Annotated in this window: 29 protein-coding genes, 2 tRNA genes and 1 pseudogene; 22 read left to right on the top strand and 10 right to left on the bottom strand. The window is 62.0% G+C overall.

The genetic code is table 11. From position 1 onward, the window contains the following. Positions 1 to 48 precede the first annotated feature (48 nt). The 15 genes and pseudogenes from OH705_RS10975 to OH705_RS11040 all read left to right on the top strand — a co-directional run bounded on the left by OH705_RS10975 (position 49) and on the right by OH705_RS11040 (position 11,950). Positions 49 to 2,244: a phage tail tape measure protein gene (locus OH705_RS10975; protein WP_267302190.1), complete on the top strand. Its 2,196-nt coding sequence runs from the start codon at positions 49 to 51 to the stop codon at positions 2,242 to 2,244. Continuing rightward, complete coding sequence (locus tag OH705_RS10980; RefSeq protein WP_267302191.1) at positions 2,241 to 3,590, top strand: DNA circularization protein; 1,350 nt, start codon at positions 2,241 to 2,243, stop codon at positions 3,588 to 3,590. Before OH705_RS10975 ends, OH705_RS10980 begins: the two co-directional genes overlap by 4 nt. A gap of 4 nt (positions 3,591 to 3,594) precedes the next feature. Next, entirely contained in the window at positions 3,595 to 4,707 is a 1,113-nt protein-coding gene (locus OH705_RS10985; protein ID WP_267302192.1) for a phage baseplate assembly protein, read from the top strand. After that, a complete protein-coding gene (locus OH705_RS10990) occupies positions 4,704 to 5,213 on the top strand; it encodes a phage baseplate assembly protein V (protein ID WP_416383572.1) in 510 nt (169 codons plus the stop codon). Before OH705_RS10985 ends, OH705_RS10990 begins: the two co-directional genes overlap by 4 nt. After that, a complete protein-coding gene (locus tag OH705_RS10995; RefSeq protein WP_104444098.1) occupies positions 5,210 to 5,608 on the top strand; it encodes a phage GP46 family protein in 399 nt (132 codons plus the stop codon). Before OH705_RS10990 ends, OH705_RS10995 begins: the two co-directional genes overlap by 4 nt. Then, positions 5,598 to 6,638, top strand: a complete 1,041-nt coding sequence (locus OH705_RS11000; RefSeq protein WP_267302193.1) for a baseplate J/gp47 family protein — start codon at positions 5,598 to 5,600, stop codon at positions 6,636 to 6,638. Before OH705_RS10995 ends, OH705_RS11000 begins: the two co-directional genes overlap by 11 nt. Next, the gene (locus OH705_RS11005) at positions 6,629 to 7,225 is read left to right on the top strand and encodes a YmfQ family protein (RefSeq protein ID WP_267302194.1); all 597 of its coding nucleotides are present in this window, start codon (positions 6,629 to 6,631) and stop codon (positions 7,223 to 7,225) included. The genes OH705_RS11000 and OH705_RS11005 overlap by 10 nt, the downstream gene beginning before the upstream one ends. A gap of 6 nt (positions 7,226 to 7,231) precedes the next feature. After that, positions 7,232 to 8,923 carry a gp53-like domain-containing protein gene (locus tag OH705_RS11010; protein WP_267302195.1) on the top strand — a complete coding sequence of 564 codons (1,692 nt, stop codon included), beginning with the start codon at positions 7,232 to 7,234 and terminating at the stop codon, positions 8,921 to 8,923. An 8-nt stretch (positions 8,924 to 8,931) separates the two neighbouring features. Next, positions 8,932 to 9,357, top strand: coding sequence for a phage tail assembly chaperone (locus OH705_RS11015; protein ID WP_267302196.1), 426 nt, complete (start codon positions 8,932 to 8,934; stop codon positions 9,355 to 9,357). Positions 9,358 to 9,398: 41 nt separating this feature from the next. After that, complete coding sequence (locus OH705_RS11020; protein ID WP_267302197.1) at positions 9,399 to 9,821, top strand: structural protein; 423 nt, start codon at positions 9,399 to 9,401, stop codon at positions 9,819 to 9,821. 11 nt (positions 9,822 to 9,832) lie between these two features. Then, positions 9,833 to 10,315, top strand: a complete 483-nt coding sequence (locus tag OH705_RS11025; RefSeq protein WP_323873492.1) for a DUF2514 domain-containing protein — start codon at positions 9,833 to 9,835, stop codon at positions 10,313 to 10,315. Positions 10,316 to 10,582: 267 nt separating this feature from the next. Beyond that, positions 10,583 to 10,792, top strand: coding sequence for a hypothetical protein (locus OH705_RS11030; RefSeq protein ID WP_416383573.1), 210 nt, complete (start codon positions 10,583 to 10,585; stop codon positions 10,790 to 10,792). Between the two features lie 164 nt (positions 10,793 to 10,956). Continuing rightward, positions 10,957 to 11,175 carry a hypothetical protein gene (locus OH705_RS11035; RefSeq protein WP_267302199.1) on the top strand — a complete coding sequence of 73 codons (219 nt, stop codon included), beginning with the start codon at positions 10,957 to 10,959 and terminating at the stop codon, positions 11,173 to 11,175. A gap of 492 nt (positions 11,176 to 11,667) precedes the next feature. Then, positions 11,668 to 11,781, top strand: a pseudogene (locus tag OH705_RS29275) (hypothetical protein); the annotation flags it as partial. A 19-nt stretch (positions 11,782 to 11,800) separates the two neighbouring features. Continuing rightward, a complete protein-coding gene (locus OH705_RS11040) occupies positions 11,801 to 11,950 on the top strand; it encodes a DUF2514 family protein (RefSeq protein ID WP_416383575.1) in 150 nt (49 codons plus the stop codon). Between the two features lie 39 nt (positions 11,951 to 11,989). Here OH705_RS11040 and OH705_RS11045 read toward each other — a convergent pair whose 3' ends face one another. Then, positions 11,990 to 12,307: a hypothetical protein gene (locus OH705_RS11045; protein ID WP_267302200.1), complete on the bottom strand. Its 318-nt coding sequence runs from the start codon at positions 12,305 to 12,307 to the stop codon at positions 11,990 to 11,992. 584 nt (positions 12,308 to 12,891) lie between these two features. Between OH705_RS11045 and OH705_RS11050 the strand changes: the two genes are divergently transcribed. Both OH705_RS11050 and OH705_RS11055 read left to right on the top strand, forming a co-directional pair. Next, positions 12,892 to 12,968, top strand: a tRNA-Val gene (locus OH705_RS11050). Between the two features lie 154 nt (positions 12,969 to 13,122). Beyond that, positions 13,123 to 13,692: an SPOR domain-containing protein gene (locus tag OH705_RS11055; RefSeq protein ID WP_038705819.1), complete on the top strand. Its 570-nt coding sequence runs from the start codon at positions 13,123 to 13,125 to the stop codon at positions 13,690 to 13,692. 39 nt (positions 13,693 to 13,731) lie between these two features. Here OH705_RS11055 and OH705_RS11060 read toward each other — a convergent pair whose 3' ends face one another. Next, the gene (locus OH705_RS11060) at positions 13,732 to 14,772 is read right to left on the bottom strand and encodes a helix-turn-helix domain-containing protein (RefSeq protein ID WP_160290568.1); all 1,041 of its coding nucleotides are present in this window, start codon (positions 14,770 to 14,772) and stop codon (positions 13,732 to 13,734) included. A gap of 135 nt (positions 14,773 to 14,907) precedes the next feature. Between OH705_RS11060 and OH705_RS11065 the strand changes: the two genes are divergently transcribed. Continuing rightward, entirely contained in the window at positions 14,908 to 15,729 is an 822-nt protein-coding gene (locus OH705_RS11065) for a class I SAM-dependent methyltransferase (protein WP_094010748.1), read from the top strand. A gap of 58 nt (positions 15,730 to 15,787) precedes the next feature. Here the strand turns inward: OH705_RS11065 and OH705_RS11070 are convergent, their stop codons facing one another. The 4 genes from OH705_RS11070 to OH705_RS11085 form a co-directional block, all read right to left on the bottom strand. After that, positions 15,788 to 16,555: an SDR family oxidoreductase gene (locus OH705_RS11070; protein ID WP_267302201.1), complete on the bottom strand. Its 768-nt coding sequence runs from the start codon at positions 16,553 to 16,555 to the stop codon at positions 15,788 to 15,790. Positions 16,556 to 16,581: 26 nt separating this feature from the next. Beyond that, positions 16,582 to 17,649, bottom strand: a complete 1,068-nt coding sequence (locus OH705_RS11075) for a phosphotransferase family protein (RefSeq protein WP_102683326.1) — start codon at positions 17,647 to 17,649, stop codon at positions 16,582 to 16,584. Between the two features lie 197 nt (positions 17,650 to 17,846). Beyond that, positions 17,847 to 18,164: an SCP2 sterol-binding domain-containing protein gene (locus tag OH705_RS11080; protein ID WP_267302202.1), complete on the bottom strand. Its 318-nt coding sequence runs from the start codon at positions 18,162 to 18,164 to the stop codon at positions 17,847 to 17,849. A gap of 54 nt (positions 18,165 to 18,218) precedes the next feature. Then, complete coding sequence (locus OH705_RS11085) at positions 18,219 to 18,932, bottom strand: histidine phosphatase family protein (RefSeq protein WP_267302203.1); 714 nt, start codon at positions 18,930 to 18,932, stop codon at positions 18,219 to 18,221. Between the two features lie 199 nt (positions 18,933 to 19,131). Between OH705_RS11085 and sohB the strand changes: the two genes are divergently transcribed. Both sohB and OH705_RS11095 read left to right on the top strand, forming a co-directional pair. Then, positions 19,132 to 20,148, top strand: a complete 1,017-nt coding sequence (gene sohB / locus OH705_RS11090) for a protease SohB (RefSeq protein WP_023628805.1) — start codon at positions 19,132 to 19,134, stop codon at positions 20,146 to 20,148. A gap of 144 nt (positions 20,149 to 20,292) precedes the next feature. Beyond that, positions 20,293 to 20,366 (top strand) — tRNA-Cys (locus OH705_RS11095). 100 nt (positions 20,367 to 20,466) lie between these two features. On the opposite strand, the gene OH705_RS11100 is transcribed toward OH705_RS11095, so the two are convergent. From OH705_RS11100 to OH705_RS11115, 4 genes are all read right to left on the bottom strand, one after another. Then, on the bottom strand, positions 20,467 to 20,790 hold the full coding sequence (locus OH705_RS11100) for a hypothetical protein (protein WP_267302204.1): 324 nt from the start codon (positions 20,788 to 20,790) through the stop codon (positions 20,467 to 20,469). 168 nt (positions 20,791 to 20,958) lie between these two features. Then, positions 20,959 to 21,153 (bottom strand): hypothetical protein, encoded by a 195-nt coding sequence (locus OH705_RS11105; protein WP_267302205.1) that lies wholly within the window; start codon positions 21,151 to 21,153, stop codon positions 20,959 to 20,961. A 542-nt stretch (positions 21,154 to 21,695) separates the two neighbouring features. Continuing rightward, the gene (locus OH705_RS11110; protein ID WP_416383576.1) at positions 21,696 to 21,992 is read right to left on the bottom strand and encodes a HigA family addiction module antitoxin; all 297 of its coding nucleotides are present in this window, start codon (positions 21,990 to 21,992) and stop codon (positions 21,696 to 21,698) included. A gap of 23 nt (positions 21,993 to 22,015) precedes the next feature. Beyond that, positions 22,016 to 22,294 (bottom strand): type II toxin-antitoxin system RelE/ParE family toxin, encoded by a 279-nt coding sequence (locus tag OH705_RS11115; protein ID WP_267302207.1) that lies wholly within the window; start codon positions 22,292 to 22,294, stop codon positions 22,016 to 22,018. 568 nt (positions 22,295 to 22,862) lie between these two features. On the opposite strand from OH705_RS11115, the gene OH705_RS11120 reads away from it, so the two are divergent. After that, the gene (locus OH705_RS11120; RefSeq protein ID WP_267302208.1) at positions 22,863 to 23,201 is read left to right on the top strand and encodes a hypothetical protein; all 339 of its coding nucleotides are present in this window, start codon (positions 22,863 to 22,865) and stop codon (positions 23,199 to 23,201) included. A gap of 50 nt (positions 23,202 to 23,251) precedes the next feature. Then, complete coding sequence (locus OH705_RS11125; RefSeq protein WP_267302209.1) at positions 23,252 to 23,842, top strand: hypothetical protein; 591 nt, start codon at positions 23,252 to 23,254, stop codon at positions 23,840 to 23,842. Positions 23,843 to 24,135 lie beyond the last annotated feature (293 nt).

A 24,135-nucleotide genomic window follows, 5' to 3' on the forward strand; every position in this document is an offset into this window, starting at 1 on the left:
AGAGCGAGGAAAACGCGTGGCGCATCAACGCGCTGAATGGGGGAGGCGGTGGCGGATAAATTCCAACTCAAGGCGCTGATCACCGGCGTCGACAAGCTGTCGCCAGTGCTTAACGGTGTTCGCAAGAACGCCGCGGTGCTGCGCAAGCAACTGAACAGTTCGGGCCTGGGCAAGATCACGTTCGGTGAGGCTCTGCAGGGCGGGGCGATTGCGGCCCCGTTCGTCATGGGCGTGAAGGCGGCCATGGGCTTTGAAAGCGCCATGGCCGACGTCAAGAAGGTGGTCAACTTCGAGTCGCCGGCGCAGTTCAAGGCGATGAGTGACGACGTGCTGGGCTTGTCCGAGCGCCTGCCCATGGCGGCCGAGGGCATCGCGCAGATTGTCGCCGCCGGCGGCCAGTCCGGCATTGCCCGGGAAGAGCTGAACCGCTTCGCGGAAGACGCGGTGAAAATGGGTGTCGCGTTCGACACGGGCGCCGCCGAGGCGGGTTCGATGATGGCCAAGTGGCGCACGGCCTTCAAGATGAACCAGACCGAAGTGGTCACGCTGGCCGACCAGATCAACTACCTGGGCAACACCGGCGCGGCCAGCACCGGGCAAATCTCCAACATCCTGACCGCCATCGGCCCGTTGGGCGAGGTCGCAGGCGTCAGCGCGGCGCAGTTGGCCGCCATGGGCTCGACCCTGGCCGGGGTGGGCATTGCCCAGGACGTGGCCGCCACGGGCATCAAAAACTTCATGCTGACCCTGACCGCCGGCACGGCGGCCACCAAGTCGCAGAAGGAGGCTTACAAGGCCTTGCGCCTGGATGCCAACGAGCTGGCCAAAGGCATGCAGACGGACAGCGAAGGGACGATTAACCGCGTTCTGGAGACGCTGGCCAAGGTCGAGAAAAGCAAGCAGGCGGCGGTACTGACCAACCTGTTTGGCAAGGAGTCGGTAGGGGCTATCGCGCCATTGCTGACCAGCCTGGGCACGCTGCAGAAGAACTTCAAATCGGTCGGCGACGAAAGTCAGTATGCCGGGTCGATGAACAACGAGTACGCCGCACGGGCCGCGACCACGCAGAACGCCATGCAGCTGCTGCAGAACCGGGTGACCCGCCTGGGTATCACGGTCGGCAGCATGCTGTTGCCGCCGCTCAACGACTTCATGGCGGCCGTGGGGCCGATCATCAGCAGCGTGGCCACCTTGGCCGGGGCGCACCCGTGGCTGATCAAGGGCGTGCTGGGCGCGGCCGTGGGCTTCACCGTGCTGCGCTTGGCCACGGCCGGGGCCACGGCGGCGTTGGCCCTGATGAACGGGGTCGCTAGCATGAGCCCGGTGGGCATGATCGTCCGTGGTATCGCTATCGCTGCCGGCGTCCTGATTGCCAACTGGTCGACCGTGGCGCCGTACTTCCAGGCGGTGTGGGACAAGATCAAGGCCCCGGCGATGGCCGTGTGGGAGTGGATGAAAACCACTTTCGCCTGGTCGCCGCTGGGTCTGATCGTCGCCAACTGGGAGCCACTGACGGCGTTCTTTGGCGCGCTGTGGGAGCTGGTCAAAGCCCTGTCGGTGCCGTTCTTCGACTTCCTCAAGGCGGTCTTTGACTGGTCGCCGCTGGGCTTGATCATCAAGCACTGGGAGCCCATCACCGGCTTTTTCAAGGGGATCTGGGACAAGCTGCGACCCATCATCGAGCCGATGATGAAATTCCTGGGCTTCGACAGCGAGTCGAGCGGCGACGGCGTGATCAGCGCGGCGACGGCCAAGGTCAACGACTGGGCCGAGCAGCAGAAGGCGCGCAATGCTGCCGGCGAGCCGGTACCGGGCGCACTGGTCAAGCCGATGGCGCAGCCGGTGCAGTTGATGCCCGAGGCCGCCAGCGTGGCCAGCCTGCTGCGCGCACCGGACCAGCCAGGGCCATGGGCGGCAATGCCGCTGTCGGCCTCTCAGGCGGCCGAGCATGCGCAGGAAAGCCTGGCCAAGGGGCTGACCCCGGGGGAGGCGCTGAAACGCGCTGAAATGGGCCTGCCTGGGCAGAACAGGCTGGCAGCACCTGCAGCGGGTGCCCTGGCTGCGTCGCGGGGCTCCCTGGTGCAGCAGGCGGCCCAGGCCAGCAAAGCCCAGCTGGAAGGGCAAATGGTCGTGCGCTTCGACAACGCGCCGCCCGGCATGCGGGTGGAGCAGGCCGACACCAATCAACCCGGGTTGCAGGTCAGCCCACAAGTGGGTTACCGATCCTTGGGGAGGGCGTCATGAGTACCTGGCGGGATCAGCTGCACCCGGCCTCATTTCGGGGCGTGCCGTTCCACGTCGACAGCGACAGCATGCCGGCGGGACGGCGCACACAAACGCATGAGTATCCGCAGCGGGACAAGCCCCTGGTTGAAGACCTGGGCCGCGTCACGCGGGAAATCAAGCTGGCCGCCTTCGTGATCGGGGAGGACTGCTATTTTCAGCGTGACAACCTGCTCAACGCCCTGGACAAGCCCGGGGCAGGCGAGCTGGTCCACCCGTGGTATGGCCGGCTGACGGCTATCGCGACGGCCTGTAGCGTCAGCCATGAGCGCCGCGAAGGCGGCATGGTCCGCTTTGACCTGGTGTTCGTGGAGGACGGCGAGAAAGGCTTTCCTGCTGGCGTGCCGAACACGGCGCGGCAGCTGGAGGACTCATCGGAAAGCCTGCTTGAGTCGGCGATTTCCCGGTACAAGGCCGCCATGGCGGTGGTGAACCGGGCGCGGCTAGCGGTGGCCGCGCTGCAGAATGGCATTGCCGGCGTGCAGATGGCTATTGCCTCGGAGCTTCGCCAGCTGACCGGCCTGGTCGGCTCGGTGGAGGCGCTGGCCGACATGCTGATCAACGCCCCGGGCAACTTCGCGGCGATGATCCGGGGGCAGTTCGCCAGTGTCGGCGGCAGTTCAAGGTCGTCGGGCTATCGCTGGGGGCCGTCCAGTGGCGGCGAGTCGGCGAACCTGGAGGCCGATCCGGAGTTTGCCCGCACCGTCGCGGCGCTGCCCGAGGCCACGCCGGAGTTTGCCAGCTTCGCGGAGTCTGGCCGGGCCATCACCGGCCAGGTGGATCAGGCCCGCCAGTTGGCCAGCGCGCCGCCGCCGGCCGGAGGAACCGACACCGCCGCCGTGGTCACCGCTGCCCGCGAGCTGGTGCGCGATGCGCTGATCGTGCTGGCCGTGCGCGAGGCGGTGGCCATGCCGGTGGTGCAGGCGCCCGAGCCGTTGACCGGCTTCGCCACCCTGGAACAGCAGGTGGTGGCCCCGATCCAGCGCCCCGAGGTGCCGGTGACGGCCGACGTGGTAGCGCTGCGTGACGCCATCAGCGACGCCCTGTGGCTGGCCGCGCTGGCGTCGCCGGTCGAGCACGTCGAGCGGCTGGAGGTGGTGCGCAACCATGTGCGGGCGCACCTGACCGAAGTGGCCCGCGCCGGCGTGCGGCTGGCCGAGGTCACTACGCGGGAAAGCCTGCCGGCGGTGGTGCTGGCGTATCAGCGCTACGGTGATGCCACCCGCGCCGAGGAAATCGTTACGCGTAACAAGGTGCAGCACCCGGGCTTCCTGCCCGTGGGCGCGCTGACCATCGCTCGAGAGTGAATCCATGGACAACCAAAATGCTGTCACGCTGAGCGTGAACGGCCTGGACTATCGCGGCTGGAAGAAAGTCAGCATCAGCGCCGGCATTGAACGCCAAGCCCGGGATTTCCGCCTGGGCGTGACATGGAGCTGGCCGGGCCAGGTGCAGGAAATCCCGGTGCGCCAGGGCGACCGCTGCGAAGTACGGATCGGCGCCGACCTGGTGCTGACGGGCTGGGTGTTCGGCACGCCGATTAGCTACGACGCCCGCAGCGTCGAACGGTCGGTCGCCGGCCGCTCGCTGACCGCCGACCTGGTGGACTGCTCGGCGGTAAACAAGCCCGGCCAGTGGCGCGGGCAGAGCGTGCAGAAAATCGTGCAGGCCCTGGCCGAGCCCTACGGGATGCGGGTGCTGAGCGAGGTGGCGGAAACCACCAAGCTGGCCGACCACCAGATCGAGCCAGGCGAAACGGCTTTCGAGTCCATCGACCGCCTGCTGACGCTGTCGCGGCTGCTCTCGACCGATGACGCCCGGGGGCGGGTGGTGATCATCAAGCCGGGCAGCGCCGGCCGCGCCGTCGACCGCCTGGAACTGGGGCAGAACCTGCTGACCGGCAGCGCCGAGCTGGATTTCTCGGGGGTGTTTTCCGAGTACCGCGTCACCGGCCAGCGCTCGGGCACCGACACTGACTACGGCGAGGCGGCCAGCGAAGTGAAGGCCGGCGTCACCGATCCGCGTGCCTCACGGCGCCGGGTGCTGCTGATCCACGAAAGCGGCCAGATGACCCCGGAGCTGGCCCAGGCGCGGGCCAACTGGGAGCGCGGCAGCCGGATGGGTAAGGCACTGACCCTGCGTTACAAAATCCAGGGATGGCGGCAGTCCACCGGCGCCCTGTGGGTGCCGAACATGATCGTGCGCGTGGTCGACCCGCTGATCGGTATCGACCGCGACATGCTCATCAGCGAAATCGAGTACGTGCTCGATGACGCCGGCACCGTAGCCAACATCGTGGTAGGCCCGCCGGATGGCTTCGACCCCGAGCCGAAAGACCCGCACAAGTCGCGCAAGCTCAAGAAGGGCGGCAAGGCCGACAACTTCGAATACCTGATTCCCGCCGACTGGAAGCCTGGCCAATGAAACCCATGAGAAATTTTCTCGCCCGGGGCGTGGTCGCCCTGGTCGATGCCAGCCGCAAGCTGCAGGGCCTGCAGATGCGTCTGACCGCCGACGAAGTGAAAGACGGCATGGAGCATTTCGAGCCCTACGGCTTTACGTCCAACCCGCTGCCCGGCGCCGAGGCCCTGGCGGCGTTCCTGGGCGGTGACCGCTCCCATGGGGTTGTGGTCTGCGTCGCCGACCGGCGCTTTCGCCTGCAGGCGCTCAAGAGCGGTGAGGTGGCTATTTACACCGACGAAGGCGACCGCCTGCACTTCAAGCGCGGCCGCGTGATCGAGATCGAGACGCTGACGCTCAAGGTCAAGGCTGAGACGGCCGTGGAGTTCGACACGCCGGTGATCCGCACCACCGGCCAGATCGTTTCCAAGGGCGACCAGATCGCCGCCGGCGTCAGCCAGGTCAACCACCAGCATGAGGGAGTGGCGAAAGGTAATCAGCAGAGCGGTAAGCCGGTGGTGACCGCATGACGCTGCTCGATGCCGAGTCCGAACGCGCCTGGCAGCGCGCCGTGGTGATCAGCTTGCTGACTTGGCGGCGCGCCGAGGCCGGCGACCTGCTGGACGATGACCAGCGTTACGGCTGGTGGGGCGACACGTTCCCGACCCTGGCCAATGACCGCATTGGTTCGCGCCTGTGGCAGCTGCGCCGGCGCACGCTGACCGACGATACGGTGCGCACGGCCGAGGCGTTCGCCCGCGAGGCGCTGCAGTGGGCGGTGGATGACGACCGAGTGAGCGCCGTTACGGTAACTGCGTCGCGCAAGGTCGACCGCCTCGACATGCAGGTGCGGGTCGGCCTGCGCGATGGCCCGGTGATCGATGTTCAACTAGACAACCTGTGGCAGGTGATCAATGCCGTTTGAAATCCCAACATTGCCCGCGCTGGTGGCCAGGGCACAGGCTGACTTGGCCGGCGGTAGCGCCCTGGTCCGCTCCGATGCCGAGGTGCTGGCCCGCGTGCTCGGCGCGGCGTCGTCCGGCCGCTACGGCCACCAGCGCTACATTGCCGACCAGATCCTGCCCGACACGGCCGACGACGAAACCCTGCTGCGTATGGCCCAGGCGCGGCTTAAGCGTGGCCGCCTGCAGGCGGTTGCGGCAACCGGCGCCGCTACCTTCACCGGCGCCGCCTCGGCGCTGCTCGACGCCGGCACGCTGCTGCAGCGCGATGACCAGGTGCTGTTCAGGGTGCGGGCTTCGGTCAAGTTGACCAGCACCGACGGCGTCGCCCAGGTCGAGGCCTTGGAGCCGGGCGAGCTGGGCAACACGCCTGCCGGCACGCAGCTGCGCCTGGTGTCGCCGGTGCTGGGCGTCAATGACACGTTCACCGTGGCAGCGCCGGGCCTGACCGGTGGCACCGAGCAGGAGAGTATCGAGGCGCTGCGCGCTCGGGTGATTCGTTCGTATCGCGTCATTGCCCACGGCGGCAGCAAGAGCGATTACGAGACCTGGGCGCTGGAGGTCGCCGGGGTGACCCGGGCCTGGGTGGTGCGGCACTGGGTGGGGCCGGGCACGGTGGGGGTGTTCTTCGTGCGCGATGGCGATATCGACATCATTCCCAGCGCCGAGGCCCTGGCGGCCGTGGCGGCGTACATCGAGCAGGAGCGACCCGTTACGGCCGAAGTGTACGTGCTGCCGCCGGCAGAGAAGCCGGTGCAGTACCAGCTATCGGTCACCCCGGACAGCAGCGCGGTCCGCCGCGCCGTGGAAGCCGCCCTGGTGGACCTGCACAACCGGGAATCGGCGCTGGGCGCCACGCTGCTGGCCACTCACATTGCCGAGGCTATCAGCGGTGCCACGGGCGAGCGTGATCACAAGGTCATCAGTCCCGCCGGGGATGTGCAGGCGGCCGCTAATGAGCTGCTGACCTATGGGGGTGTGCTGTGGTCGTGAGGACGGTAGAGGACTACTACGCGCAGTTGTGCACGCTGCTGCCGCCGGGGCCGGCCTGGGATCGCGAGTTCAACCCAGGCGTCGACCTGGTGCTGCAGGCGGCGGCGCAGGAGCTGGCCACCGAGGACCGCCGCGCCGCCGACCTGCTGGCCGAGAGTGAGCCCGCCACGGTGCGCGAGCTGGTTCCCGACTGGGAGCGGGTTATGCACCTGCCCGACCCTTGTATGGGGGAGTCGCCGGCGTTCGCCGACCGGCAATTGGCCGTGCGCCGCCGGCTGCTGGAGGTGGGCGGGCAGACGCCGGCCTACTTCGTGGAGCTGGCTTTCTCGCTGGGCTACCGCAATGCCCGCGTGATCGAGCACCGGGCGCCGCGGTTTGGGCGGTCACGCTTCGGCTCGGCCCGCTTCGGCACCTGGGGCGCGCAATTCATGTGGACCCTGGAGACGGGGCCGCGCCTGGCCCAGGGCAGTCGCTTCGGTTTCAGCCATTGGGGCCAGACCTTCGGCGGTGCCGCCAATGGCGCGCTGGAATGCCTGGTCAGCCGCGCCGCGCCGGCGCACACCCTTGAATCAATCAACTACGGATAACGCGATATGGACTACCCGAAACGCATCCCCAATGTCGGCTTGATCGGCGGCAAGTTCGCGGATGAAAACCCCAGCACCGGCCAGCCTGGTTCGCTGATCCCGGCCGCCTGGGGCAACGCGGTCACCGATGAGCTGTTGGCGGTGATCAAGGCCGCCGGCTTCACACCGAGCGAAGACGACACCAGCCAGCTGCTGCAGGCGATCCAAGGCCTCGCCGCTGGTGACGTCAAGCGCGCTGTGCGTGTTACTACCACGGGACCGATTGCCTTGTCTGGCCTGCAGACGATTGACGGCGTGGCACTGCTGGCCGGTGACCGGGTGCTTGTGAAGGATCAGGCCAACGCCGCGCAGAACTGGATCTACACGGCTTCGGCCAATGCATGGTCGCGGGCGCTGGACGCGAATGAGAACGCCGAATGCACGCCGGGCCACCTGATCATCGTGCAATCCGGTGCGAGTTACGCCGGTTCGCTGTGGCAACTGACGAACACGACGCCCCCGCAGATAGGCGCCACGGCGCTGACGTTCGCGATGCTGCTGGGTAAAACCGGTGTGGCCGCCGGCAGCTACAACCAAGTGAGCGTGGATGCGCTAGGCCGGGTCATCGGCGGCAGTAACCCCACGACCCTGGCCGGGCATGGCATCACTGATGGACTGAAAAAAGGGTATCTCGGGCTTGGCGGGAATATCGCTCCGGCAGGCCCTATCGACACCATCGGGCTGGACGGCGGTTTCTATTCGTTCACGGATGGGCAAACCACCTTTGGCAATTACGCTTCGGTGTTGAACATCCCCTACATCACGGACGATTACGCGGCCCAGATTGGCTTCATGTATTCGGGCGACGAACCGATCATCGCGGCCCGCTCGGCCAAGACTTCGGGGCAGTGGGGTAAGACACGCATCCTGTGGCACAGCGGTAACTTCGATCCGGCGGGTTACTACACCCGCCCCCAAGTCGACGGGCTCTTATCCAAGAAGGCCAACTGGGCTATCACGCTCGGCGGGTACGGCATCACCGATGCCTACACGAAAGGCGAGGTCGACACGGCTTTGGCCGCCAGGTTGACGGTGGGATCCGTCAGCCGGCAACAGCCGGTGCTGGCGTCTCCTGCTTGGGGGGCGGAGTACGGCTCTGGTGCCCTCATCATCCGTGAAGCGATGGAGGTCGGTGCTTCGGATCAACGGGAGGTTTGCGCGCCCGGTATCGGCTTTCACTGGTTGGGGATGGTGGCCGGCAAGTTGGTGATGGACTCCATCGGCAAGTTGAAATGGAACGGCCAGCCTCTGCTGGCCGGGGCCATTGCCAGCCAGGCCGAAGTCGACAGCGGCAGCACCGACACCAACGTGGTGACGCCGTTCAAGCTGCGCTGGGGCTTTTCATTCATCAAGGGTGGGGGCGGGGCAAACAACGCCATCGTCTTTCCAACATGGTTGGGCGGACTGAAGATCCAGTGGGGCGTTCACATCGCCAACGCGGCAGACGCAGAGACAACCGTCACGTTTCCCCTAAGCTTCAGCATCATCCCCGCGTGCATCAGCGGCTTTACGCATGATGGTGCCATGACCCAATCGACGGTGGTCCCCCAGGCACGCTTGCTCACTGAGACAGGCTTTCAATCTCGGCGTGAAGACGTCATCAACAGTTCGTCATTTTCCGGCACCGCGTACATCCGCTGGATTGCCATTGGCTATTGAGGGCAGTTATGGACATTTGGGCTAAATGGGTCGAGGCCGATGGCCGGTTTTCGTTCGACCTCAACGATAACGGCGGCACCAAGATTTCCCGCAAGCGGCATGCCGAGCTACTGGCGGCCGAGGCCTCGGGCAAAGCGATTACGCCCGACAGCGAAGGCGCTCCTACGCTGAGCGAGCGGCAACAGCCATCCCCTGAGTTTGTAATCGAACAGGAGCGAGCCTGGCGCACCGCCGAGCTGTCGCGCTATGAGTGGGTAGTGGCCCGGCACCGCGACGAAGTGGAGCTGGGGGCCGCGACTACCATCCCGCCGGACCAGTACGCCGAGTTGCAGGCCTACCGCCGAGCGCTGCGCGACTGGCCGGCTGCTGACGCTTTCCCAACCGCTGAGCATCGGCCGCCTGCACCTAGTTGGCTGCCAAGCCTCATCCAATAAAGCCCCGCACTGACGGGGCTTTTTCTTGCCTGGAGAAAACCATGACTCAATTGCTTCCCCGCGGCGTGCGCAATCGCAACCCGGGAAACATCGATTTCAACCCCACCAACAACTGGGCAGGCCAGGTCGGTAAAGAGCCCGGTGGCCGATTTTGCGTCTTCGACACGCCGGAGAATGGCATTCGTGCGCTCGGCAAGCTGTTGCAGACCTACTACAACAAGCACCGCCTGCGCACTGTTGCGGCGATCATCAAACGCTGGGCACCGGAGGTAGAGAACGACACCGATGCCTACATCCGCACCGTAGCGCAGCGCTGTGGCCTTGCCCCGAGCGATCCGATCCAGGACATCAAGAACCAGCAGGTCCTGGGCGGCCTGGTGCACGCGATCATCAAGCACGAGAACGCGAACTACGAGTATCCGGCGGCGGTGTTCGCTGAGGGCTTGCGAAGGGCGCTGGCATGAATACGTGGGGTATGCGCGTGATTGCGCTGCTGGCTGTGGTCGGTTCGTACTGGCTCGTCTACCAGCACGGCCGATCTGTGGAGCGCGCCCAGGCTGCCACAGCATCAGCACAGAGGGACAGTGGCGACCGCCTGGCCGAGGTGCTGGGTGAGCGAGGGGAGCGGGCGAAAGAGCAACAGCGCGTCGAAGCGCAAGAGGAGGTGAGGGCGCATGCTCAGCAACAACGAACGATCGCTGAGGGTGCTGCTGCTCGGGCTGATGCTGCTGGCCAGCGGCTGCGCGATGAAGCCGGCAAACTCGCTGCCGCCGTCGGTTGCCCCGGCCAGGATCCCGCCGTTATCGCTCGAGGCGAGGCAGCTCGCCGCGCCGCAATGGTGCTCTCCGACCTGCTCAACAGGTCTGTCGAAACGAATCGAGAATTGGCGGCAGCGTATGACCGGGCCCGAGTAGCTGGCCTGGCCTGCGAGGCATCCTATGACGGCTTGGTGGAGTAGGGGCATCTTGTGGGTAAACAGAATGAACCTTCATCTGTGGTGCTTGGTCGCAACGAGATTGCGATGTCTCGGCGTGAAACCGGCAAAGGAGCGGTTATGCGAAGGAATAAACTGAAGATCGAGGTCCAGTCGTGGGCTATGGTTGCGCTCTGGATCTGCGGTATTGCGCTGGCCACTTTGGCATGGCACCGCATGCTGACTTAAAACGGTGCTCGTTGCGGCGCGCTTGAGCCTATACTGACTTGGTCAATCCACCAGGGCGGTATCGTGAAGAGAACAATCGAAGGAATGATAAGCGCGGGCGAGCCGCTGATTCGCGAGGCTATCGCGGCTTTGCGCACCTACCACAACGCCGAAGCCGCCGGCGCACCGCTTGAAGAGGTCGACCGTCTCCGGCTCATCGCCGAATCAGCGTTCCAGGCTGTGACCGACTACGAGCTTTACTCGCTTGGGCACCAGCCTTTGGTCCGTCATTGACAGGTCTTTATGCTGCTGTTTTGCTTGGTTGCTCAATGCCTTGCCGATTCATGGACGCTCCTCCACGGTCGACCGTAGCCCTCTAATCCATACTGAGCTGAAAGATCCCATCGCTTAATGGGCCTGCTATACCTACCATAATCATCCTCGAGAAGGTGACGCTAATGCAGGATATGACTTTGGCTGATTGGGAAAAATTGGTCGCCTTGCCAAAGGGCTTGGATCAGTGCATTGATGAATACTATTGTGATTTGATTCGCACTGCGAATGATATGCTTCGCCAAGGGCTGGTTACTCGCGTGGAGTGGCATCGCCAGATTCAGCAAGCAGGCGATTGGTTGGTTGCTGCTGTGGAATACGAACAAGTTACCGGTCGACATTGAAGTTTAAGGGGGCGACTGGATCATTGAAGGTAAGGCGCTGGTGTGGCTTGTTCGCGGACGTTGGGATTAAGCAAGACGACGCAATCGTTGCTGGCTCAAAACCGACTACGGGCCGGAGACGGGCGCATGCTAGAGGCGATCGCTTTCGCCTGCCGATAAGGTACTTTGGCTACCCGTTCTGCGGCCTGCTGGTCGTCTCTCCTCGTTATACGCTTCGCTAGCCCTAGTGCAAATTCCATTTTGCCAGTGAGAGAACATCCGTGAAACAAGTGAGCCACGAAGAAGTAGCCACCGGTGAGTTGATCGTACGTTCAGCGCTGGAGGCCTTACGCGCCTACCACGCCGCAATGGACGATGGTGCTCCGGCCGAAGAGGTAGAGCGTTTGCGGCGCTCGGCGGATATAGCTTGCCGAGCTGTATCAGACTTCCGGCGAACTATGTTGGATAAACAGCCTCTGGTTAGTCACTAAACGAATTCCGCCAGGCGGTACCGACCTGCGCAAGACTGACAGCCTTGAGGTGAAGGTGCGGGCGCTGCTGGCCGAGCGCCGTCAGCGCATCGGCTACGAGCGGATGCACGAGGCATCAGTCGGCGCCTGCCGATAGTGGTGCTGCTGGCCGGCGACTGCGCGAGGCAGCCCGCCGCGCCGCCATGGTGCTCTCCGACTTGCTCGCACGGGCTGATGCTCAAGCGGGAGAGCTGGCGAAAGCTTATGACATTGCCCGGATCGCCGGGCAGCAGTGCGAGCACGAATACGACACGCTGACCGAGTAATTGAGCGAATTCGTCCTCTCGATAAAGTCCAGTACGTCCTTATTGTTGAAAGGTCTCGCAACGTTCAGTTGAAGACGTGAGGTAAGTACTGGGCGTATTGGCATCCCCAAATCCGTGCAGCAGGCTAATAGCGACCCGTCCGCCGCCCAGGTTAGTGAATACGATGTTGCGAGCATGCCTGTAATCGTTGTCCTTGTTTTTGTTGACTGTGAAGGTGGCTTTGCCCTGATCCCAGCAGGCTACCGCGAAATCATGATCCGAGGAGCCAGGGACGGCGAATTGCGATGGGGCCGCCTCGGAGGTGGCTACGTAAGAGGTCATGCCGATCAAGGCTAGGGAGTAAATGAACTTCTTCAAAACGCATTTCCTTGTGGGTTTACTGCCTCCACACATTCTAAGCTTGCGCAATGTCGAAGTGCCACTATTGTTTTCTCCTGCCCCCCGTCGCGAAGGTCCTCTGGTATCGGCGGCTTACGCTTGCCGATAGACGCAAGACTCGCGTCATGCGCCACAGAATTGAAAGCCTCGGTTTCTTGGCGCGGACGACGTGTGGAATATTATTTACGCGGCTCTATTTGCAAAACCCCTCGCTAACTTATTGATTCTTATGGGCTAGTTTTGGCTTTTTTCAGGTCGTCAGCGCTCTAAATAATTCCATTTAAATCAACGGCTTATGAGGTATTCAGCCACCACCTTGACATGGTGGGGGTCGTTGGTTCGAGTCCAATTGTGCCTACCAAATCAGAAGAGGGCGATCCGCAAGGATCGCCCTTTTTGCTTTTGGTCGCGTCCAGCGGGCGAACCAGATGCGAGCTCGGCCGGTAAAAGCCTTTTCCGCAGGTCGCCGGGGCGGTTCGGATGAATTTCGCAAAGTTTTTGATTTTTTTGAAAAAAACGCTTTACAGGCGCGCAGTCGATCACTAATATGCGCCCCACACGACAGGCACATAGCTCAGTTGGTTAGAGCACCACCTTGACATGGTGGGGGTCGTTGGTTCGAGTCCAATTGTGCCTACCAAATCAGAAGAGGGCGATCCGAAAGGATCGCCCTTTTTGCTTTCCGCCGTTCCTGGTCGCCGACACACGCTGCAACTTTCCACCTTCGCCTCATCCCTGCGGCCGAGCGGTTCGCTCATGCTAGAATCCGCTCCTTCGAATCTGGAGGTACAGGCGTGCGCAAACTGGCGGTGGTAATGGCGGTGTTGGCCCTGGCGGGCTGTAACAACGAGGTCGAAGGCGTGCACAAGCAGGTGGCCGAGCACCTGAACAACCCCAAGACGGCCAAGTTCGCCAACGTGCGTTTCGACACCCAGGGCTCCATCTGCGGCCAGGTGCGCGGCAAGGATGATGCCGGTCAGTACGAGCCTTACCGCAGCTATGTGGCGATCAAGCACGATGGCCAGTACGAGATCCTCATCGACGAGACCGGCAACAACCTGCGAATCCGCGAAGTCTGCGGTGGCGCCGACCTGCAGCGCCGCGCCGAGGCGCTGGCCGACCAGCCGGCGCCGGAAGGTTGGGATGTCGAGGTGATCCAGGGGCCGAACATGGGCGCCCTGACCGACATGACCGCACGCCTGATCGAAAAGGGCATTCCGTCCTGGGTCGAATACCGCGACGGCAAGCCGGTGGTACTGATGGGGCCGTTCCCGGCCAAGGCCGAGGCGGACGCGCGCAAGGCCGAGGTGATGGCCAAGCTGGGCACCGACTCGATCGTCATCCAGCACGGCGTCAAACGCTGACTGTCACCTGTACCTATCAGGTTCGACGCTGGGCAGGTGTCAGTTAGGACGCGTGCTTGCCTCGCGTTCGGTGCCGATCTCCTCGAACACGCTGATCAGATGTTCCGGCTGCCCGTCGGCGCGGCGCTCCAGCGAGGTGCGTGCCCGCACCCAGAGGTAGTGCCCGTCTTTATGGCGAACACGCTTCTGTACTTCGTATCGCTCGATCTCGCCGGCCAGCAGGCGCCGCAGTAGCGCCAGGTTGTCCGGCAGGTCCTCGGGGTGGGTGAGTTGCTGGAACGTCGTTCCGTACAGCTCGTCCTCACGGTAACCCAGCAGTTCGCAAAGGCTGCCGTTGACCCGCTGCCAGCTGCCATCCGGGTCAATGTAGGCCAGCGCGCCCCAGGCCAGTTCGAATATGGTGCGAAAGCGCGCCTCGCTCTGGCGCAACTCTTCTTCAGCCACCTTGCGCTCGGTATTGTCCATGCTGATGCCAACCATTTTCACCGGGCGGCCGGCGCTGTCGCCCAGCACCGTCGCGCGCGAGGCGATCCAGCGTTGACCGCCGTCGGGGCGGGTGATGCGGAAGTCGCACTCGCAGCCTGTACCGTCGGCCACGGCCTGGGCATACATGCCCTGCATGTGGCTGGCGTCCTCGGGGTGGATGTGCTCCCAGAAGTCCTCGTTGCGCCGTAGTGGCCAGCCATATACCGCCTCGACATTGGGCGAGTAGGTCACGTCGTCGGTGACCAGGTTCCACTCCCAGGTGACGATGCGCGCACCCTCCTGCGCCAGCTTCATGCGTGTCTCGCTCTCCATGATTTCGGCGGTGTAGCGTCGGCGCACGTCGGTCATCGGCAGCTCGACCACCTCGGCCTGCTGCACGCTGTGCAGGGCCTCCTCGCCGTAGCGCAGCCAGATCCAGTTGACCTTGAGCAACTCGGCCAGTTTGCGCAGGTTGGCGTAGTCGATCTCGCCACCGCGGGTCCACTTGTGCACCGCCGTGCGCGAGATTCCAAGGGCCGTGCCCACCGCCTGCAGGGTCAGCTTGTGGTGTTCGAGCAGTTCCTTGAGGCGAAAGGCGAAGCTGTTTTCCGTCATGGGTGCTGGATCCTTGGGCATGGACGAGGCGCTCAGTATACCTGAGCTGTCAACCTCAGGTTGACAGAGCGGTTGCGGCGCCCGACGGCGCCAGTTAACGTGGCGCCTGACCTATTCAGGACAGGGATGCACCGCATGAGCCGATCACTGGAACTCAACCGCGCCAGTTGGAATGAACGGGCGCCACTGCACGCTGCCTCGAAGGACTACGAGGTCGAACGCTTTGTCGCCGAACCCGGCCATCTGTCCGAGGTGGTGCGTTTCGACCTGCCGCGCCTGGGCGATATCCATGGCCTGCGCGCGGTGCACCTGCAATGCCATATCGGTACCGACACCTTGTCGCTGGCGCGCCTGGGTGCGGATGTCTGTGGCCTGGACTTCTCTGCCGCCTCGCTGACCCAGGCGCGTGACCTGGCCGAACGGTGCGGCGCTGGTATTGCCTATGTCGAAGCGGACGTCTACCAGGCGGCACAGGTGCTGCCTGCCGATAGTTTCGATCTGGTCTACACCGGTATCGGCGCGTTGTGCTGGCTGCCGAGTATCGAGCGCTGGGCGCAGGCAGTGGCGGCATTGCTCAAGCCGGGCGGACGCCTGTTTCTGCGCGACGGCCACCCGATGCTGATGGCGGTCAACGAAGACCATGCGGACCGTTTGCAACTGGAGTATCCGTACTTCGAGCGCGAGGCGCCCACTGTGTGGATCAGCGACCAGACCTACGTCGACACCGACCAGGCCCTGACGCAGACTGAAACCCATGAGTGGAACCATGGCCTCGGCGAGGTGATCACCGCGTTGTTGCGCAACGGCCTACGCATCACTGCTCTGGACGAGCACCAGAGCATTCCCTGGGAGGCCTTGCCTGGGCAGATGGCGTTGGGCGATGACGGCGAGTGGCGCCTGGTCGAGGCGCCATGGCGGCTACCGCTGAGCTACACGTTGCAGGCAATAAAGGTCTAGGCCGCAAGCTTTGTGGGAGCAAGCCCGCTCCCACAAGCCAGTCAGGCCTGGGGCACCGTCAGGACAAGAACCCGCCGTCCACATTGAGCGCGGTACCGGTGGTATAGCTGGAGGCGTCGCTGGCCAGGTACAGCACCGCCCCGGCCATCTCGCTCGGGTCGGCCACGCGCTTGAGCGGGATCTGCTGCAACGCGGCATTGCGGATGCTGTCGTTCTTCACCAGCGCCGAGGCGAACTTGGTGTCGGTCAGGCCCGGCAGCAGGGCGTTGCAGCGGATGCCGAACTGCGCGCACTCCTTGGCAAACACCTTGGTCATGTTGATCACGGCCGCCTTGGTCACCGAGTAGATGCCCTGGAACAGCCCCGGTGACACTCCGTTGATCGAGGCCACGTTGATGATGCTGCCACCGCCGTGCTCGCGCATCAGCTTGCCGGCTTCCACCGACATGAAGAAGTAACCGCGGATATTGACGTCGACGATCTTCTGGAAAGCGCCCAGGTCGGTATCCAGCACGTTGCAGAACTGCGGGTTGGTGGCGGCGTTGTTGACCAGGATGTCGAGGCGCCCGAACTGTTCGCGGATGCCGGCGAACACCTGCTGGATCTGCTCCATCTCACCGATATGGCAGGCCACCGCGGTTGCCTTGCCGCCGGCGGCTACGATCGCCTCGGCCACTTGCTGGCAGCCGTCGAGCTTGCGGCTGGAGACGATCACATGGGCGCCCTGCTGGGCCAGCAGGTGGGCGATGGCTTCACCGATGCCACGGCTGGCACCGGAAACGAAGGCGATCTTGCCGTCGAGGTCGAACAGGTGGGTCTTGGACATTCGGGTATTCCTTGTTGTGGGCCGGGTTACAGGCTGGATTTGCCGATCAGTTGCAGGCTCATGTGCTCCAGCAGCTTGTTCATGTGGATGAACTGGGCGAAGCGTTTGTCCTGGGTCTGGCCGTGGAAGAAGCGGTAGTAGATTTGCTGGACGATGCCGGCCAGGCGGAACAGGCCGTAGCAGTAATAGAAGTCGAAGTTGTCGATACGGATGCCGGCGCGCTCGGCGTAGTAGTCGACAAACTGCTGGCGGGTCAGCATGCCCGGCGCATTGCTCGGCTGGCGACGCATCAGCTGAACTGGCGCTGGGTCGCCGGCCTCGATCCAGTAGGCCAGGCTGTTGCCCAGGTCCATCAGCGGATCGCCGATGGTGGCCATTTCCCAGTCCAGCACGCCGATGATGCGCATCGGGTTGGTGCTGTCGAGGATGACATTGTCGAAGCGGTAGTCGTTATGCACGATGCCCGGGCGCGGGTGGTCGGCGGGCATTTTCTCGCGCAGCCAGGCGATCACCTGTTCCCAGCGTGGCGCGTCGGGGGTCAGGGCTTTTTCATAGCGGCTGGCCCAGCCTTCGATCTGGCGCTGCACATAACCTTCCGGCTTGCCCAGGTCGGCCAGGCCGCATGCCTGGTAGTCCACCTGGTGCAGCTCGACCAGGCGATCGATGAAGCTCTTGCACAGTGCCTCGGTCCGACCGGCGTCCAGGTCGAGTTCGGCGGGGATGTCCGAACGCAGGATGATGCCGTTGACCCGCTCCATCACGTAGAACTCGCCGCCGATCAGGGCTTCATCGGTGCAGTGCACGAAGGCCTTGGGGCAATAGGGGAAACCGGCGTTGAGCTGGTTGAGGATACGGAACTCGCGGCCCATGTCGTGGGCCGACTTGGCTTTGTGGCCGAACGGTGGGCGGCGCAGGACGAATTCCTTGCCCGGGTAGGCCACCAGGTAGGTCAGGTTCGAGGCACCACCGGGAAACTGGCTGATGGTCGGGCTGCCCTGCAGGCCAGGTATATGACCCTTGAGGTACGGATCGATGACGGCCGCGTCGAGTTCTTCGCCGGGGCGTACCTGGGTGGACTGGTCGGTGAGCGTCATGCGATTTCCTTATGATCGATAGCAAGGACTATTGGCTAATCTAATTTCCTGTCGAAGCTGGTACAAGCGTGCCAGGCGCTTATTGGCCTGGGTGTTGCCGGCCGATCAATGGCCCTGATGGACCGGCGTTGCGCGGGCGAAAAAAAACCGAAGCGCATCAGGCTTCGGTCTTTTTCATTCGCGATCTACCGCGCCAATCAGGCCGGGAACAGCTCGCTGAGCTTCATCGACAGCATCATGTCGCCTTCGACGCGCAGCTTGCCGCCCATGAAGGCCTGCATGCCGTCGGTTTCACCGCTGACGATGCCCTTGAGGGTTTCGCTGTCCATTACCAGGGTGCAGTTGGCGTCGGCGTTCTCGCCTTCCTGGATCTCGCAGGTACCGTCCTTGACCAGCAGGGCGTAGTGCTTGTCTTCGTCGGTGATGTTGAAGCCGAACACCAGATCCAGGCCGGCGGCAGCTGCAGGGTTGAATTTTGCCTTCATCGCCTCGACGGCTTTAGCTACATCGCTCATGGTGTATTCCTTGTTAAGTGATATTCGCGTCCGCAAGGACACAACAGACCGGGCTCATCGGTAGGTGACGAGCTCCGGCAACCGCAACAGCCGCACATGGGCTTGGCTGTTGAAGGAAGCCAGGGTGACGTCGCGGCCACGGAACTTCAGGTGGCTGAGCGACGTGTTGATGATCTGCCAGTTCAGGGTGAATGCCTGAGCCGGCGTGATTCCGCTTACCAGGTGGAGCAGGGCGGCGATGGTGCCGCCGGAAGTGAACAGGGCGATGTTGTCGCCGCTGGCGGCGCTGTCGAGCAGGCGCTCCAGGCCGTCGCCGACCCGGCTGGTGAAAGACTGCCAGGTTTCCAGGCGGTCGTCGTGATCGTGGTCGCCGTCGTGCCAGCGCTGCACCATCAGCGCGAACAGGCGCTGGAACTCGCTGCGGTGCTGGGCACCGTTGCGCAGTACATGCAGGGCTTCGGGCTCTTCAGGCAGCAGGCGCGGGAGCAGGGCGCGAATCACGCCATCGGCGTCGAACTCGTTGAAGGCTGCATCGGTCTCAATGGCCGGCACCGGGTTGCCATGGGCATGCAGCGCGTCCAGGGCCAGGCGGGCGGTATCCTGCTGGCGGCGCAAGGTACCCGCCACGCAGCGGTCCAGGCGCAGGCCCAGTTGGGCGAGGTGTTCACCCAGCGCCTGGCTCTGACGTTCGCCCACGGGCGACAGCACGTCGTAGTCGGCGGCACCAAAGGAGGCTTGGCCATGTCGGATCAGGTAGAGGTTTCCCACGTTGAAGTCCGGCCCGGTTGGAGGTTGCTGCGAGGTTAGGTTGCCCCAGGCGGGCTGTCAACGAAAAAACATACAAGTGTTTGAAAAGGTCGTTTGAACTGTGTTGCCAGCATTTTCACCCGCTGGCAGCGCCTCTGGCGCCCCGGTATGCTTGCATCCAGTTCGCGCCCTTGCGGCGCTGGTTTATCAAGGAGTCAATGTGGAGTTTCTTGCCGAATACGCAAGCTTTCTCGCCAAAACCGCCACCCTGGTGATCGCTATCCTTGTGGTGCTGTCGGCCATCGCCGGCCTGCGTGGCAAAGGGCGGCGCAAGCCGGGCGGGCAACTGCAGGTCACCCGCCTCAACGAGTTCTACAAGGAACTGCGCGAGCGCCTGGAGTCGGGCTTGCTCGACAAGGCCCAGCTCAAGGCTGTGCGCAAGCAGCAGGCCAAGGCGGAAAAACAGCAGAAGAAAAAGCCTGAGGACAAACGCCGGGTGTTCGTCCTCGATTTCGACGGCGACATCAAGGCCTCGGCCACCGAGAGCCTGCGCAACGAGATCACCGCGCTGCTGACCCTCGCCACCCCGCGTGACGAGGTGGTGCTGCGCCTGGAGAGCGGCGGTGGTCTGGTGCACAGTTATGGCCTGGCAGCCTCGCAGCTGGCGCGCATCCGCGAGGCCGGCATCCCGCTGACCATCTGTATCGACAAGGTCGCAGCCAGCGGCGGCTACATGATGGCCTGTATCGGCGAGAAGATCGTTAGCGCGCCGTTCGCCGTGCTGGGCTCGATCGGCGTGGTGGCGCAGATGCCCAACGTCAACCGGCTGCTGAAGAAGCACGACATCGATTTCGAAGTGCTCACCGCCGGCGAATACAAGCGCACCCTGACCGTGTTCGGCGAGAACACTGACAAGGGCCGGGAGAAGTTCCAGGAAGACCTGGACATCACCCACCAGCTGTTCAAGGATTTCGTCGCCCGCTACCGCCCGCAGCTTCATATAGACGAAGTGGCGACCGGCGAGGTCTGGCTCGGCATCGCTGCGCTCAATCGCCAGCTGGTCGACGAGCTGGGCACCAGCGACGAATACCTGAGCCGCAGCGCCCGCGAGGCCAATGTGTTCCACCTGCGCTTCGCCGAGCGCAAGAGCCTGCAGGAGCGCATCGGTGTGGCCGCTAGCGGGGCAGTGGAGAATACCCTGGTCGGCTTGTGGAGCAAGCTCGGGCGCCTGCGCTAACACCTTGAACCCCTTGAAGATTTTTTTCTTCAAGGGGGTTGCAAGGTGCATCGAATGCCGACATAATGGCGTCCATCGAAACGCAGCTGACTTGAAAAAGTCCAGCGGTTTCAAGGAGATAGCGAAAGCTGACTCCGACTTTGAGGCCGAGTAGCAAAGTGGTTATGCTCCGGATTGCAAATCCGTCTACGCCGGTTCGATTCCGACCTCGGCCTCCACCATTCGAAAACCCCGCAGATCTAGGTCTGCGGGGTTTTTCTTTGTGCCGAGAAAAGCAGATCGTTTCCGCATAATCAGCATCGTTTCCGCATCAACCTTCTACTTGGTTGGACTGACGACCTCACCGACACGGCGGTACACCCGCTTTGTGATGTCCTCCTTGGAGTGGCCAAGCAGCCTGCTGGCTTGACTGATGTCCTCGATTTCTGAGGCGGCCTTTGGTCGGATGTCACGGAACTGGAACTGCCGAACCTTGGCGGCCAAATCGGTGTTGCCGTCGGCGGTGAGCTTTCTCGCTGCCTTGTCCCGTGCTTCGCTGAAGCGGTTGCTTGGGTATGCTTGGTTTGGTTCGTAGTTCTTCTGCAAGGTTTTGGGCAATGGTTCACTCCCATCCTTCCATGGTTCGACTACATCAAATTTCATCTGACTGACACGGTTGCGGTAGCCTTCATTACCTCAACAACAGCTACGGTCCTAGGGTTGTACGGAATCGCTGCGTATTGGCTGTTCGGGAAGCCTAAAAAGGATGAAGGCGAGCCGCCAAAGAAAGAGAAGTAGCCCAGCCCCGCGCTGGGTTTTTTGCGTCTGGGCTCACCCCTGGCCCCGGCGTTTCCACGCATAGTGTTCCCATAGCGCGCTGGTGTGGAAAGCCCGCATCAGGTGCATGCTCCGTAGCTCTTCGACCTGGGCAATGGCCTCGGCCCGATCCCTGGCGCGGATAGCATCCACAGCCTCCGCCCAGTGCTCCAGCGCCTCGGCAAATCTCCGCTTCTCATTGTCGGGCATCTTTGCACCCTTCATGTGAGTGATCTGGGAGGGTAAGGATAGACCGGATGGGGTGGCGGGTAGGCTCGCTTGTCGGCGGACAATGCCTCACGACCGGCTGTCACTGCATGAGGAGATTGTTCGTTACAGGCGCTCTTGTTCTGATTCAGCGTCTTGAGCATCAAACATCGCAGCGATGGTCTTTACATGATCATTCTGGGTGGCTGAGTAAAACATGCATCGATTTAGGAGAAGTCTTTTCATGCTTCGGGCCGAGGTGAGGTGATCGGGCTCTACCTCCAGTACCTCAACTCGACCATTGCGCGAGCTGGACACCTCGATGGTCTACTCACGATCGTATCATTGTCACGCTCGGTGTGACCGAGGCATCTGAAGGCGAAGGTGGGCTCAGTCATTTAGGGCTCCAATGATGGCCTTAAGGCTGGCCGTGTATGCATAAAGCCCCATTCTATAACGTATAGAATGGGGCACATGCGTATGAAGTATGGTTCTGAGCGGCAGGCGGACAGCCCGAAGGACGCTTGGGGGCTCAAAGCTAGCGCCTACGTATCAGCGTTATCCACGACCCTTTGCACTTGCTGCTGTATTTCCGCGCCGTGCGCGATTTCGGCTTTGCGCAACTCGTAAGCAGACTGGAGGTTCGTCCAGAACTGAGGGGTAGTGTCAAAACAGGTTGCAAGGCGCAATGCTACATCGGCTGTGATGCCGCGTTTCTCGTTGACAATATCCAGAACAGTCGGTGCGGAGACGTGAAGCCTCCGGGCAACCTCTGTTGCTGTGAGGTCCAGTGGATGGAGGAACTCTTCCTTGAGGATCTCACCCGGATGGACCGGGCGCATACCGTTAGTAAACACAAGTCACCTCAGTGGTAGTCTACAATTTCAACGTTTTCAGGCCCCTGAGCATCCCAGGTGAAGCAAATGCGGTACTGATCATTTATTCGGATGCTGTATTGCCCTTGCCGGTTCCCTTGTAGTGCTTCCAGGCGATTCCCGGGAGGTGCCCTGAGGTCCTTCAGGGCGACCGCCTCATTCAACATCGTCAGTTTCCGCTGCGCGACAGATTGGATTGGCGCCCATCTACGGGAGGAGCCAGTCGTGTACAGCACCTGCGTTTCTTGGCAACGGAAGCTGATGATCATCGTTAACGCTTAACGTGGGTCGTTAATGACGATTGTAGAGGGGGGCCGACAGACCAACGTGATTCCCGATGAACGGAGGCGCCAGCCGGGCGCTTGGCCGGGCTTGAACTAATTGTAATGGCGCTGCCGGAGTACCTCAGAGCAACGTTTGGCAATAGTCAGAAAATGCCAGGAACCAATGAGCATCACGCCTACGATGCCATAAGCAGCGATCCCCAATGATGTAACCCCGCCTTGCTCCGTAGCGTGCAGGATGTCTGGCGCAACCTCTTTAACTTTCCATAGGTAGAAGCTGCCGACTAGAAAACTGGGCCCGCCTATCAGAGCTAGTGCCCAGCTATTGACCTCCGACCATGGGCGCTTGCTTTCATTTCGGATCAGCTGCATAGCTTTTTTGAACAGCGTCACTGGACCCCCAAACTCTGTAATGTCGTTCAAAGGCACAACGCTACTACGCCACCGGCCGTCCCCGATACTGGCTTTCCATCCAGGGTGGATAGGTGGACAGGCTGGATCCTTGAGGTGGCATGTTGCTATCATTACGCTTTTCGCTTTCATGGAATCATTGATGATGCAAGGATACGAACGTGCCTCCAGCTTCTATAAATTCACCTTCCATTGGGTAGACACCGCAACCGGTCAACCCCTCATTCAAAAGTCGGAAGAGTTCCTTCCTGGTCAAAATATCGAAATTGTGAAGAAGTACTTTCCGCAGGATACGGGCATTCTTATCGAAACCCAGCCGTATTGGTTCGACCTTCTGGACATCGTTGATACTGATGTCAGCACCGGATTCGTATTTCAAATCGGAACCTTCGACGCTTCAAAGCCTGGATTTGGCTACCTCCAAGGGCGTTATGACGATTATGTGAAGGAGCGCGAAGCGGCGTACCGACCAGATTACTAATGACGTCACCTGGCTGTGGTAGATTGCCCTCATCAACAAGGAGGGCGCGCATGAAGCGTTTGGGACTGGTGGTAGTGGCTGGAACCGTCTTGGCTGGGTGTTTTGATAAGGGCGGCGATAATGCTGCGCTTTCAAGTGCAATCCAGCAGGCTTCTGATGTGAAAGTGTCTGCTGTATCACCAGACATGACCGTGAAGTCATGGTGGGCGCTCAAGGATGCTGCAATCAAGCTGGATGATGAGCTCTGCCGAGAGCTCGTGAAATCTAGGGCGAAGCTAGAAGAGAAGACCAAGCAGATTGCAGGAGAGTCAATTGAGTACGCGATGACATGCTCTGACGTGTCGGAGAGCTACGAGAGAACTATTGAGTCGGTAGACGTACAGTCAGACACAAGAGCGATTGTAACGGCGTCGATCAAGAATCTAACTCCGCCTGATCCTGGGGCATCAACTGACTCCAGCGAGCAAGCGAACAAGAAGAAGGGATCGGCCTTCAAGTACCTCCTGGAAAGACAAGACTCCAACTCAGGATGGAAAATCACAAAAGTCAGCTATATGGCCTTCTATTCGCGCTCCTGGGATGACGCCTTCAAAAGGAAGGAGCCCTATAATCACATCTATGTGAATGAAAGGTATCAGTAGGACATCGCTTCCCATGAAAACCGCCTCCGGGCGGTTTTTTATTATCTGGAGGAAAGTATGAGCCAGGGTGATATTGCTGTTCTTGGTATCAGGGTTTAGTCAGGTGAGGCGGCCGCTGCTGCCGACGACCTCGATAAGCTGACGAAAGCCGGCGAGCGCGCAGAAGCTGCTACAGGTACCGGGTGTCCACTCAAACGCGGTGGATGCGTCGAAGTTCCCTGAATAAAAATTTCAGAATACTGGTTGAATATACAGTGTTCGTGTGGCATAATTTCCCACATCAGCGACAGGTC

Origin of the sequence: Pseudomonas sp. BJa3 (assembly GCF_026343815.1) — a bacterium.
In the GTDB taxonomy this organism is placed as follows: Bacteria; Pseudomonadota; Gammaproteobacteria; order Pseudomonadales; family Pseudomonadaceae; genus Aquipseudomonas; species Aquipseudomonas soli.

Bases quoted from the DNA above. Each gene is read 5' to 3' on its own strand.
- OH705_RS10980 (WP_267302191.1), top strand. From the start codon at position 2,241: ATGAGTACCTGGCGGGATCAGCTGCACCCGGCCTCATTTCGGGGCGTG.
- OH705_RS10985 (WP_267302192.1), top strand. From the start codon at position 3,595: ATGGACAACCAAAATGCTGTCACGCTGAGCGTGAACGGCCTGGACTAT.
- OH705_RS10990 (WP_416383572.1), top strand. From the start codon at position 4,704: ATGAAACCCATGAGAAATTTTCTCGCCCGGGGCGTGGTCGCCCTGGTC.
- OH705_RS10995 (WP_104444098.1), top strand. From the start codon at position 5,210: ATGACGCTGCTCGATGCCGAGTCCGAACGCGCCTGGCAGCGCGCCGTG.
- OH705_RS11000 (WP_267302193.1), top strand. From the start codon at position 5,598: ATGCCGTTTGAAATCCCAACATTGCCCGCGCTGGTGGCCAGGGCACAG.
- OH705_RS11010 (WP_267302195.1), top strand. From the start codon at position 7,232: ATGGACTACCCGAAACGCATCCCCAATGTCGGCTTGATCGGCGGCAAG.
- OH705_RS11015 (WP_267302196.1), top strand. From the start codon at position 8,932: ATGGACATTTGGGCTAAATGGGTCGAGGCCGATGGCCGGTTTTCGTTC.
- OH705_RS11020 (WP_267302197.1), top strand. From the start codon at position 9,399: ATGACTCAATTGCTTCCCCGCGGCGTGCGCAATCGCAACCCGGGAAAC.
- OH705_RS11025 (WP_323873492.1), top strand. From the start codon at position 9,833: ATGCGCGTGATTGCGCTGCTGGCTGTGGTCGGTTCGTACTGGCTCGTC.
- OH705_RS11035 (WP_267302199.1), top strand. From the start codon at position 10,957: ATGCAGGATATGACTTTGGCTGATTGGGAAAAATTGGTCGCCTTGCCA.
- OH705_RS11060 (WP_160290568.1), bottom strand. From the start codon at position 14,772: ATGACGGAAAACAGCTTCGCCTTTCGCCTCAAGGAACTGCTCGAACAC.
- OH705_RS11065 (WP_094010748.1), top strand. From the start codon at position 14,908: ATGAGCCGATCACTGGAACTCAACCGCGCCAGTTGGAATGAACGGGCG.
- OH705_RS11070 (WP_267302201.1), bottom strand. From the start codon at position 16,555: ATGTCCAAGACCCACCTGTTCGACCTCGACGGCAAGATCGCCTTCGTT.
- OH705_RS11075 (WP_102683326.1), bottom strand. From the start codon at position 17,649: ATGACGCTCACCGACCAGTCCACCCAGGTACGCCCCGGCGAAGAACTC.
- OH705_RS11080 (WP_267302202.1), bottom strand. From the start codon at position 18,164: ATGAGCGATGTAGCTAAAGCCGTCGAGGCGATGAAGGCAAAATTCAAC.
- OH705_RS11100 (WP_267302204.1), bottom strand. From the start codon at position 20,790: ATGAAATTTGATGTAGTCGAACCATGGAAGGATGGGAGTGAACCATTG.
- OH705_RS11105 (WP_267302205.1), bottom strand. From the start codon at position 21,153: ATGCCCGACAATGAGAAGCGGAGATTTGCCGAGGCGCTGGAGCACTGG.
- OH705_RS11110 (WP_416383576.1), bottom strand. From the start codon at position 21,992: ATGCGCCCGGTCCATCCGGGTGAGATCCTCAAGGAAGAGTTCCTCCAT.
- OH705_RS11115 (WP_267302207.1), bottom strand. From the start codon at position 22,294: ATGATCATCAGCTTCCGTTGCCAAGAAACGCAGGTGCTGTACACGACT.
- OH705_RS11120 (WP_267302208.1), top strand. From the start codon at position 22,863: ATGATGCAAGGATACGAACGTGCCTCCAGCTTCTATAAATTCACCTTC.
- OH705_RS11125 (WP_267302209.1), top strand. From the start codon at position 23,252: ATGAAGCGTTTGGGACTGGTGGTAGTGGCTGGAACCGTCTTGGCTGGG.